The organism is uncultured Nostoc sp. (genome assembly GCF_964247315.1).
GTDB lineage: Bacteria > Cyanobacteriota > Cyanobacteriia > Cyanobacteriales > Nostocaceae > Nostoc.
The window spans coordinates 39,660-51,817 of sequence record NZ_CAXTTT010000001.1 but is presented as its reverse complement, the minus strand read 5'-3'; the positions used below and the strand labels follow the sequence as shown (position 1 = coordinate 51,817).

The 12,158-nt window shown below is 35.0% G+C and carries 6 protein-coding genes; all 6 read right to left on the bottom strand.

Annotated elements, in window-relative coordinates:
- Positions 1-249: 249 nt before the first annotated feature.
- A complete protein-coding gene (locus ACFE93_RS00195; protein ID WP_375471492.1) occupies positions 250-2,478 on the bottom strand; it encodes a GumC family protein in 2,229 nt (742 codons plus the stop codon).
- 627 nt (positions 2,479-3,105) lie between these two features.
- The gene (locus ACFE93_RS00190) at positions 3,106-4,302 is read right to left on the bottom strand and encodes a glycosyltransferase family 4 protein (protein WP_375471491.1); all 1,197 of its coding nucleotides are present in this window, start codon (positions 4,300-4,302) and stop codon (positions 3,106-3,108) included.
- A gap of 286 nt (positions 4,303-4,588) precedes the next feature.
- Entirely contained in the window at positions 4,589-5,617 is a 1,029-nt protein-coding gene (locus ACFE93_RS00185; RefSeq protein WP_375471490.1) for an O-antigen ligase family protein, read from the bottom strand.
- 196 nt (positions 5,618-5,813) lie between these two features.
- Positions 5,814-6,917 (bottom strand): glycosyltransferase family 4 protein, encoded by a 1,104-nt coding sequence (locus tag ACFE93_RS00180; RefSeq protein ID WP_375471489.1) that lies wholly within the window; start codon positions 6,915-6,917, stop codon positions 5,814-5,816.
- Positions 6,918-6,984: 67 nt separating this feature from the next.
- Positions 6,985-8,412, bottom strand: a complete 1,428-nt coding sequence (locus tag ACFE93_RS00175) for an oligosaccharide flippase family protein (RefSeq protein WP_375471488.1) — start codon at positions 8,410-8,412, stop codon at positions 6,985-6,987.
- A gap of 231 nt (positions 8,413-8,643) precedes the next feature.
- On the bottom strand, positions 8,644-10,086 hold the full coding sequence (locus ACFE93_RS00170) for a sugar transferase (protein ID WP_375471487.1): 1,443 nt from the start codon (positions 10,084-10,086) through the stop codon (positions 8,644-8,646).
- Positions 10,087-12,158: the final 2,072 nt, after the last annotated feature.

The window sequence follows — 12,158 nt, the reverse complement described above, 5'->3', positions numbered from 1 at the left end:
ATGAATCCAATGAAACTGGAGTGGCAACACCTAAAGAAATCGGACTACCATCCTAAAAATCATTTATAGCTCCTAATATAGCGTTTCCTATACTGGTGAAGATATACCTTATCAGATGTAGGAGCGCTATATAATTCTAAGTCCGGTTAATTACTTATTATTTAAAACTTCTTGCGTCTTTGCATCAGTCTTTATTAATAAATATTTATCCGAACTTGATGTAACTCCTAAAATAATTTTTTGGAAGCTTTACTTCTTCGCCAGTCCCTTAAGCTCTTTTGTCAGCTCTCTTGGTTTAAAATATTCGTGAGAATGATATCGATAACTACTAGATTCATTTTTATCAATGACTCCGTTGACTACTAAACCTAGAACGTTGTAGTTGGATCTCTCTAATATCTCTTGAGCAGCATTAGCACTGTTGGAATCAATTATTCCAGGTCGGGCTACTAACAAAATACCATCAGTCATTTGGCTTAAAGTCAAAGCATCGGCTGCCAAAAGTAGTGGAGGGGCATCAATAATTACAAAGTCATATTTATACTGAGACGAGAAATTCTCAATGAGTGATGCCATCCGTTTTGAGTCAAGCAAAGCAAGTGGGTTGGGAGGTCTAACTCCAGCAGTTAAAACATCAAGGTTGTCCATTACCTTAGATATAGCAATGTCAAATTCAGCCTGACCTACAAGAACCTCACTCAAACCAACTTCATTGGTTAGTTGCCAGAGATGATGCTGAGAAGGAACTCGCATATCTGCATCGATTAGTAAAACTTGACGTCCTAGTTGGGCGATCGCTGCTGCCAAATTAGCTGAAACTGTAGACTTGCCTTCTTTAGGAACTGCGCTAGTAATCACAATGGTTTTGAGCAAATTATCTGAACTTAAGAATTTCAGATTTGCTTGAATCATCCGGTACATTTCGCTCGTTAAAGAGTGGGGAGTATCCCTTACAGCAATTGTTTGAGCTATTGATTCTGCATTTGAATAACGGGAACGAAGCTTTTTAACAGACAAAGGAACAATTCCTAGCAAAGTATATCCAAATACATCTCTAATTTCTTTAAGTGTTTTTAGAGATCTATCTCTCATAGCGAGAAAAAGTACAGTTGTGGTAGCAAAAAACAAACCGAACATGACTCCTAGCACCAAAACAATTATTGTTTTGGTTAATGTAGGATCTTCGGGCACTAAAGCCTGAGCAATAATCCGGGAACTAGGTGTATTTGTATTTTCAACTAACTGTAGCTCTTGAACCTTTTTCAATAGATTTTGATAGGTTGATTCTGCAACTTCAACTTTCCGTTCCAACTCTCGCTGGTTTTGTGCTAGCTGGGGTATGAGTTTCACCCGCTGTTCGTACTTTACACGAGAATTATATAGAGAGGAGAGTCTTTGAGTTAAGCCAAAACGTTGTATTTCTGATTGCAAAAAGTTTTGTATCAGGCTTTGTCGGAGTTCTCCAATTTGCAATAGGCTCTGAGGAACTTGTGTTTGATTGCCAATAGTCTGACCAACTTGTTGTTGCAGGAGAGATTTTAAATTAGCTTTTCTTGCTTCTAGGTTAATAATTATAGGATTGTCATCTAGAAAACGGCTGCGCTCAACCGCTAACTGCCGATCGGTCTCTTGGAGTTGTGTAAGAATTCCCTGTACAGCTGGTGACTGACTAAGGGCACTCACAGCGATCGCTTCTTGAGAATTTAGCTCTACTTTCTGCCGCAGTTCATTGGTTTGGGCATTTACCTCATCCAGTTGAGCCTTGACAGTATTCATCTCATTGTCTAGATTTCCAATAGTTGCAACAGCTGATCTTGTCTCCTCTGATAAATCTGCAATCTGATGCTTTTGTTTAAATATACGTAGCGCTACTTCTGCATTATTAACAGCAGCTTGAGTTGTAGGAAGTTGCTTAGCCATAAACTGACGAGTTGCTCCTGCCTCAGAGCGATTTGTCAGAATATCATTTTCTAAATAAAACCTCATAATTGTGTTGACTACTGCCGCTGCTTCTTCAGGATCGTCACTTCTATAAGCAACACGCAATACATCTGTCCCACCAACAATTTTTAGGTTTAGGACTTGTTGTAGTCCTTTCACCTTCAGAGGTTTGCCTTCGTTGTCTTTAAGTTGTAGTTTGTCTATTGTCCGTTGCAATAAAGCTGGGGAAGAAATAACTTCTATCTGACTGCTTATGGGATTTTGAGTTGCTACCAATGGTTTCAAATCTCCTGAGTCTCCTCCTTCAGAGGTGCCAGGGGAAAGATTATTGCCTGCTACTTTAAAACTGGGAACTCTGAATAACAGTTTTCCTTCTGCTTCATAGTCTGGCTTCAGAAATTTTGTAGATATGGCACTCAAAATAACTGTCGCCACAAATATACTGAAAGCCGGTAGCCACCACCGTTTCAATATCAATAAGTAACGACTAAGGTCTAAATCAATAGATTCTCTAGATTCCATAGATTTTTCTGACATAAATCTTCCCAAGTACAGGTCTTAAGCAAGAAACTAAAAATTGACTTAGAACAGTCACAAACTAGTGCAATTGACAATTATGTATAATTTTACAATATAAAATATAGTATAGACCAATACGGTTAAGTTAAGGCTTAATTCCTTATCAAAATCATTTTTTTACGAATCGCCATAGACGTAAAGATAAAGAAGCAAGAAATACTTAACTGTCTTGTAGTATAGAGTATTTAAGTTAAAAATTTAGTCCCCCTTTGGTGTAAATGTGTCCCTTTCTTCAGCAAAAAATTTGTTATTTTTGGGATTTTAGGTGAGTTAACTATGTCCTAACTATAACTGCCATCCCATAAATCAACCCAACCCTTTAGTAACAGGACGTTCAATTAAAAGTTTTTGCATTAGCTATTAACCATTAATATTCAAATTTCTCTCTGGATTATCAAAGGCTTGATTTTTTATTTGGATATTATACGGCTATATTCTTTGTTAGATCAACTATCTTAGCCAAAGGCAAAATTTCAAAATCAACTAAAAAACTCGACTTTTAGTCAGTTTGTAATTTTTGACCATAAATACCTATTCATTACTCAATACAGTTACTTACTATAGTAATTCTGAAAGTTAAAACAGCTAACTACTTTGCAATACTTTATCGTAAGCATCTAACAGTTTTGGAGCTTGATATTGCCATTCAAGAATCTCCTCCATTCTGCGTCGCCCCTCGGCTCCGAGCTTTTCTCTACGTTCAGGAAAATCTAGAAGTTCTAGCATTTTCTCGGCAAATTCCATTTCATCGTTAGGCTTGGCATAAAGAGATGCTTCTTGTGCAGAACGTCTTCCCTCTCGCAAATCAAACTGGACAATTGGTTTTCCCATTGCCATATATTCAAGGATTTTATTCATGGTGCAGTTTTCGTTATAAGCAGATGTTGGAGAAGGCTCTACACACACGTCGCAGCTGGAAAGCCGCTCTAAGAGTTCTTCACCTTGCTTAAACCCTGTAAATTCTACAAACTCATTCACTTCTAACTCTTTAGATAAGTCCTTGAGTTTTTCTGCCATAGGTCCACTACCAATTAGCATAAAGTGAATATCAGAGCGATTTTTTTTGTGGACAATGTAATATACCATTCTTAGGAGATAATCAATACCCTCTGGTTCTCCCATGACACCCATGTAACCTATCAAGTAGTTTCTACCTCTACGGTAATTGGGGTTTGGAGGCATCCGGCGAAAGCGCGAAAGATCCGGCGCACTACGAACTACAAATACTTTCTCTGGTTTCTTATGCCCACGGTTAAGAGCTACCTCTCGGTGTGACTCGTTCGTTGAAATTACCATGTCTGCTGTGGTATAGGTCAAGCGTTCAGCCCAGCGTAATCCATGATAAAAAATATCGCGCCGCCGATACTTAGCTTCATACATTTCAGGACTGAGGTCATGATGATCGAAAATAATAGATATACCATGAAATAATTTAAACCATGCTGCTACCAAGAAAAGTAAATCGGGCGGATTACAAATATGTATAACATCAAAACCACGCTCTCGCCATACCCTTTGAGCTAGACGGAATTGCCAGTTAATCGCCCAACTGTACTCTCGGAGATAACCAATGACAGAACTTTCTTCCGGTGGTAGAGGATGACGGTAAATGTGAATCTGCTCAATAATTTCGTAATCTTTTTCAAAGCCATTACCTGTAGGTGAAATTACACTAACTTCATACCCAGCTTTTTGCAAAGTAGTTGCTTCCATCCATACCCGTCTATCAAAGGGAACTGGAAGGTTCTCAACGATAATTAGTATTTTCTTTGGTGATGCCATAATAATTTCAATTTTTAATTAGTTTAGTAAGTAATTATTCACTCACTCGGAACAATGGTCGAAACATTGAATTTATGGGTGATAGGCAGGGAAATGTGAAACGTTACTTTAGTAAAACACTCACTTGTCAAGTCTAAAATATACCTTATTTATGGAACCTATATTAATACTTGGCGAAACTGGGTTAAACAATAAATATGCATATATACATCACAATAGTTATCGGTTTTGCTGTTATTAGCTGGTTACAGTTATATTGATTAATCATCTGATTTTCACTTCATTTTTACATTCTGACTGAGAGAGATGCCGCCACATAGAGTATCCAAGTTAAACTATTTGATTCCACCAAGTTAGACTCAGTGAGGCTAGATAAGAGTATATATGTCATGTGTATAAGTGGCCAAATATCAAATGCTGTTTTACTACTACGCACCCAAGCAAATCCTTGCAGATAACTGCGCCAAAATCCTAAAAAGAATACCCCTAATCCTAAAAAACCCAAATCCAGGCAAAGAGCCAGATAACCATTGTGGGGGTGGTTTGGCGTCCATCCAGATGCAAGCCAAATATAGGCAGATTCGCCATTCCATCCTTGCCAGAATCCACCATAACCGTAACCAAGCCAAGGATGTTTCCAAATCTTATCAATTACTAATGGCCACAATTCTGTTCGACCCGTCAGTGTCGCATCTTTACCAATTGCACCGAACAGGGTATCAGGGTTATTAGATAACCAAAAATATAAACTTTGGCTGATAGTCGCCATCATTATTAGGGTTGGTACAATGAACTGGTAAGACCAACGCCAAATTTGAAAAGTAAAAAATGCCAATATTATAATTAATAGATTAACTAGAGAGGAACCAGAAGCGGAAAGCCGTAAGAGTATTATTGACAAGGTAAACCCTGCCCATAAAAGCCAACTACGTCTTTGAGTTTGATAACCAAGAATAAAAAAAGTCATACTACTCGTTACCATTTTTGCTCCCAGACCGTTTTTGTGCGTGAAGACTCCACGCCACTTTGAGCCATCCAAATCGCTCTGTATTCCGTATTTAGGCAAAGCTATAGCAAAAACAAAACTGAGTATTATAATAATTGCAAAGTTCCAAGCAAGTAAATGTAACTGCTGTTTTAAGCTATATCGCGAAGCAAAATATAATCCAAATAAACTGGAATTAATAAGGGAAAAACTATTTTTTAATGTTGTTGATGGTTCAAAAGACCAAATAATAGAAACAGCTGACAATAAAATTAAAAAATAAAGCCAAAAGTCTTTGCTAAGGAAATAAAGAGTTTTCTTCCAACGCAAAACTAGTAGTATTATGGTAACTGCGTAGATTAAGGAATAAATAATCCGAATACCAGAGCTATCAATTTCTACTAAATCGCCCTGTCCAGCTCCTCCTGACAGTACGAGAACAAAGATTGCCCCTGAATACATCAGCAAGCTCACAATTGTGAATACCTGTTCAGAAAAAATTAGTATTTTTCTCATAATAAATTAACTAATATTTATTTTGCATATTCATTTCTTTATAATAAATTTGAGCTGTTTGAGCAGCAATATTTGACCAATTTAAATCTTCTTGACAACGAGCTAATGCCGCAGTTTGCATACGTTTTTGCAAGTCGCGATCGCTTAACAAATAAATAATGGCATCAGCTAAAGATTGGACATCACAAGGTGGAACTAATAACCCGTCTTTTTTATGCTGAATTATCTCACTTAATCCCCCTACTTCAGAGGCTACAACCAGTGTTCCTATCCCATAAGATAAGGCTGCTACACCACTTTGAGAGGCTTCTATGTATGGTAGAACTGTTATCGTACTGCGTTGAAATAGATTACTTACTTCTTCAAGGGGGATAAAGTCATTGATAATTTCGTAGCGTTTCTCATCATAACCATTAGGGAAATATTGTTTTATGTTTTCTCCTCGTCCAGCGATAATTAGCTTGACTTCAGGTATACGTTCAGCAATTAAAGGCATGGCCTGAAGTAAATATTTCAATCCTTTATAGGGCCAGATGCGTCCAAAAAATAGTAATGTATTTGGATCGCGAGTCTGACTATTGTGATTACCCCGACGCTTATACAAACTACCAAGTTCCCCATGTGGTAAAACATTGACTCGCTCTTGAGGTATACGGAATTGTTCAATTAGAATCTTTTTTAGTTGATGAGTATGAACAATCAATTGTTGGGAACGGTAGAAGGCAATACGCCTGGTATACTCTGAACCGAATACAGACATGCTATCACCTGGGTGACGGAATATATCATGGATAGTTGTCACCAGTGGTGGCATTTTGTTGAGTAACAGTGTCCAATCATACCAAGGATCGTTAGTTTCTTGCACATGCAAAATGTCTGGCTTTATGTCTTTGATAATACGCATTATCGCGTACATAGACAATAGGTTGCGCGGATCGCGAATCCGTGGTTTTTTAAAGGTAATCACGCGGATACTGGAATCAAGAACATTGCTGCATACATTTGAGACTTTTTCTGGGTGAATAAGCGTTAAATCAACATATTTAACCAAACTGTTTGCTAATTCAATAGTGTAATCTTCAAAGCAAAAATGTAATAAAGCAACTTTAATCATAATTAAAATTATACTCTCGCTCAATTTTGATGAGTTAATGGTAAAAATCTATCTTCAACAATTACTACTATTTTAAAAATTTGACCCATAAAAAACGAAACCCGCCAAACGCACTAATACCTAAATAAATTACAAACAAAGAATAGGCACAAGTTGCAATGAGTAGAGTGAATATAAAGTCTAAGTTAAGTTTTTGTAATAATATTAATATAGGTAGCATCACAATAGTTATTATTAATGGACGGCGCAATATTCGCCATAAATTTAATGAAAATAAACGAGTATAGGTGAAATAAATATACTGGATAAAACCCAAAATAGTCATTAATAATGCTACTAAAGCTGCACCTAGTAACTGATAGTGCGAAACTAATACCACACCTCCCAAGCTCCCTAATGTAGTGGTAATAACTACTTCACGTAAGTTCACTATCTCGAAACCATTGGCTACAAGTAAATAACTCAATGAGCGTGTAAACGGCAAGAAAAGCAGTGATGCAGCGGCTAAACTAAGGGCTATATTTGCTTCAGCAAAGCTGGTATTATAGATAAAAACTAATAAATCTTTGCCAAACAATAAGATTCCAAGATATAACGGCAATGCGATAATTAGTAGGATTTCGATAATATTTTCAGCTATCTGCCTCTGCTTGTCCCGTCCTTGCTCTACTGCCTTGGAAAATCTTGGAAATATAGCTAAAGTTAGACTATTAGCAATAATCAAAAAGGGTTGTAATAATTGTGTTATTCCGCCAAATAGACCTACTAAAAACTCATTTCCTAATAATGAAAGAATCAATATTTGAATTCTGCTATTAACTACAGCCATTCCTTCAATAGCAAAAAATGTCCGCGCCTCTTTAATTGTATTAAAGACAAAATTTCTATCAATCTGCCATTGTATTTTTACTAAAGGGACAATAAAAATCCATTCAATTATCAGAATTAGTGTTTCTGAAAAAAATAGGATCGCCCCCAAATATTCAATTCCATATTTTAGTTGCATCGCCCAAATCATTATTATTAGGCGTAGGATATAGATCGGCACTGTAGCGATCGCTATCAGATGCATCTTTTCTTTAGCTTGAAAAATCGCCTCTGTGATATTAGAAAGCGCAAAAGGAACGATCGTTAAGCCCATTATGTAACAAACAGTCGAGGTCTTGGAACTATAGGGAAGCAAAAACACTACAATTACCAATGCCGCATAACTAAAGAAACTAAATATTAACTGTAACCACGTACCACTCATTAGATAGACTGGTGTTTTTTGTGGCTCACGAGCTAGTTCTCTAGTAAACAATGTCTTTAACCCTTGTGAGGCAATGCCTACAAAGATAAAATAGTAACTATATGCGAGTAGATACTGCCCTAAAGCCTCAGCTCCTAAAGTACGAGCAATAGAAGCGGTTAATACAAATGCTGTAATGCTTTGTGCTAACCGATTGAGCATCATTGAAAGGGAATTACTTATGAATTTGTACTTTTCTACCATTATTGAAATTCTTAATTCAGCTTAATTCGTTCATTTTGAGTCACCATAATTTTTTCGGATAGATCCTTAGAAATAAAATATTTTTTAGATCCCTTTAAACAGGTAACTAATCAACAAGATAAAAAAATCCAAATTTAATCCGCTATCAACTAAACTGTAGACTGCAATACTTTTATCGATACTTAACCTAAACTATACAATCCTGAACCTGTACGGCTATGATTTTCTTTTTTAGTAAGCACCATCTTTTTTCAAAACCACCATAACTGTTTTAAGGAGAATTTCAAAGTCTAAAGCAAGTGACCAATTTTCGATGTAGCTCATATCCAGATGAATCACTTGTTCAAAATCTAAAATATCAGATCGACCTGATACTTGCCAAAGACCTGTAATACCAGGCAAAACTTCATGCCGAATAAAATGATGTTCAGAAAACTTATCAACGTCTCTAGTAGGTAAAGGGCGAGGACCTACTATACTCATTTCTCCAAGGATAACATTAAAAAGTTGGGGCAATTCATCTAAGCTGTAACGACGGAGAAACTTTCCTACACGGGTAATACGAGGATCGTCTTTTATTTTAAATATAATTCCATCTTTTGTTTCATTTAAAGCTTCTAATTCCTTCTGTAGTGTTTCTGCATCAGACCTCATAGTTCTGAATTTCCATACTTTAAACTGTTGTCCATGTAAACCTATACGAGTTTGTCTGTAAAATACTGTCCCAGAAGAGTCAAGTTTTATAGCTATAGCTATAGCTGTATAAATCGGGAATAAGAACATTACAAACAAAGTCGCCAAACAAAAATCACAAATACGCTTTATCCAAAAATCTTTACCTGTAATTATCGGGCAATCCAAACTCAGACAAGGCATTCCCCCTATTTTATTAAATTCTACGTTTCTATAAATTGGTTTTAATTCCATCGGTAAGATATGTACTTGAATTCCCGATGCTTGAAATAACCAGCACAAAAACATTCTATTTTTTAGAGCATCCCAAGATATAAAAACTTCTGTTACACCTAATTCATTAAGTTGACTCAATGTTTGTTGGCGTTTATATCTGTCTAATGAGTTAGCATTTGCCGTTCCAGAGACAATATAATGCTTTTCTTTTTTTATAAAGCTAGCAATCTGTTCGCGATCTTGAGGATCGCAAATAATGAATACAGAAGAACGAACGATTTTTTTCTGTTTACGCAAATATTCAAGAGTAACATTTACAGCATATCTACCAGTGCAAATAAATAATATACTTAGCAACCAAGATAATAATATTAATCTTGGGCTTGTGATCTCAACAACTGGCTTATACAAAGAACAAACAAGGAGTATTAATCCATGAGCAAAAGTTAACGATTTGATAATATTCCAATAGTCATAGCGTTTTTGACCTTCTCGATAAATACCTTGGAGAGCTAGCGATCCGATTTGAATTCCAATAGTTATTAAAATCGGGAAATATTGACTCGGTACATACCAAGAAAGATGCTCAGAAGAAAATTGATATCCAGCAAAAATCCAAGCTAAGGATAACAAAGTATAATCTACTAAAAACAATGTTGTTAATCTTAACCACCACGAACCCTTGCGTACCCTGACAAATGCAGATGCACGTAAATCTAAAGATACTTCACTCAATTTATTTGTTGCAATGCTTTGATTACTCATAGTTTAGTAATGCCTGGTATCGTTAAAAAAATTATGAAAACCTACTATATCATCGGGAAATCTTAACTTACATTCACGTTTTTATTTTAAAGAAAGTTGGTTTTTATAGTCTACTATTGAACTTTTTTTCAGAGTAACTTATAAGTTCTTTATTAAAAGCATATTCCAGGATTTATTTAAGTGTAACTACTACTCTAGTACTTAACTTTTGTTGACATGATAATATCCATCCTGTTTCGTACAGAAATTTCTAGCTTTGATGCTAAAGCAAAGGGGATAAGGATTTGTTGGTAAATAACTTAGTATGTTTGAATAACATTCCTGACATTAACAATCAACTTGGTCAGGTAAACAATATTAGTATTTTTAATGTACGTGTACAAAATAATTGGACTGTATTAGCAAAATTAACCCTCTTTTGTCAATTTTACCAGAGAAAAATCTCTTATTTTTAGGAACTTTAGCAACAAGGCTAATTAAATAAACAAATCATAGATAGCGATCACATAACCCATGATTTTGCTTAAAATTCAGGATAGACATAATGTACTTTTTTCGCCAGAGTTGACAAAATAGGTATCGCATCGCAGAGGTACGTTATATAACAGAGATATAGTTACATCTCTTTAGAAATTACTTTAGCATGTTTGCTTATAATATTTTAGTTTTGATTAAAAGCTTCTTTGTTTCTTTACGCATAATTACTTATTAACAAAACTTCCACATTTAACATATAACGAAATGCATCAAAAATTTGATTATCGTTACAAAAATTTACATAAACCAATATTGCGATTTAACTTGGGTCAGTTTCATGGGTACATTTAAAAGAATTAGTAACAAATTAATGATAATTATTATTAATAAGCAAGGTTAAGCTCAATAATGTATGTTTAATATCTGTAAATCTTGCAGTATCTTCATTCTAAACATTTTCACCTCTTGAGAGAGTCAATTTTTTGATATGTTTTTGATAAAACTTTTTTGTGTCATAGATTTGGATTTTAGACCGCTCTAATTCTTGTCTATTAAAAATTGAGGGTTTAAGCACGGTCATATCACCATCAAAAAATCAATATTTGACTTGCTGCAAGTGATTATTTATAGCCAAAAACCTTAAATAAGTTTTCGCTCTAAGAAAAAGCAAGGGTTTTGATGTATTTTTTGTTACATTTATTTAAAGGTTAATTCTATGTGCAAGACTTCACTTTATGTATGCTTTATATAGTGAGATGAAATCGTGCTGATGATGGTTTCACTGAGTCGGGATAAAGGTCTTTCGTCAATCTTGGTGAAAATTAATGATTTTTTATCGTCTCAGCTAACGAAAAATCAATCCTTCAACCTAAATTCATGGAAGAACAATAAGTAGAAAAGGATAAATAAAGATGAATAAGGCGCTAAAACCCTCTTTTTTCTGCTTTTTGCCTTTTTGAACTTTTGAAACCTGGGGCGGAGTGCCCCAACACCGGAAGTTAACGATTAAACTTCTCTTTGCCCCTTCTTGATTCTAATGATAAATTTTACACTGAGTTGAGCTTACTTAAGTCTTTTAGCAAATCCGATCGTAACTTTACACTATTTTTACATATCAATAAACACAATGAAGATTCGGTAAGAATGATTTTCCCATTAGGCAAACTTTCGTAAAAAAGGATAGAGTCTTTTTAGATATTGTATATTTAATTATACAATATCTAAAAAAATTGTTTTTTAATGAAAGGTAAAGTAAGCAAATTATAATTACTGCCTACTTTTTTGATCTTTAGTTAACAGTTAAGAAGAAATTGAGTACAAATGGGGAAATAGATTATTATACGGGTAATCAATCGATTCTCTCAATGTATAAGAAAATGGTTTTATATATAAAATATTATATAAGAATTAGCATGGATACTAGGAGCAGAAGCCACAACATTTTAAAATAGTGGCATTATGCCAATCTTACAGCTAAACAGGCATTATTTTTGTATTCCCATACTCATAGCCTCAAGGCGTTAATTTGTAGCCTTATATAGGATTTGTATAAACATATATTACAATAAATAATAATTTAAAAAATTGGATTTCCT

What these genes read in the sequence shown, in the direction of transcription:
- ACFE93_RS00195 (WP_375471492.1), bottom strand. Translation starts at nt 2,478, where the DNA reads ATGTCAGAAAAATCTATGGAATCTAGAGAATCTATTGATTTAGACCTT.
- ACFE93_RS00190 (WP_375471491.1), bottom strand. Translation starts at nt 4,302, where the DNA reads ATGGCATCACCAAAGAAAATACTAATTATCGTTGAGAACCTTCCAGTT.
- ACFE93_RS00180 (WP_375471489.1), bottom strand. Translation starts at nt 6,917, where the DNA reads ATGATTAAAGTTGCTTTATTACATTTTTGCTTTGAAGATTACACTATT.
- ACFE93_RS00175 (WP_375471488.1), bottom strand. Translation starts at nt 8,412, where the DNA reads ATGGTAGAAAAGTACAAATTCATAAGTAATTCCCTTTCAATGATGCTC.
- ACFE93_RS00170 (WP_375471487.1), bottom strand. Translation starts at nt 10,086, where the DNA reads ATGAGTAATCAAAGCATTGCAACAAATAAATTGAGTGAAGTATCTTTA.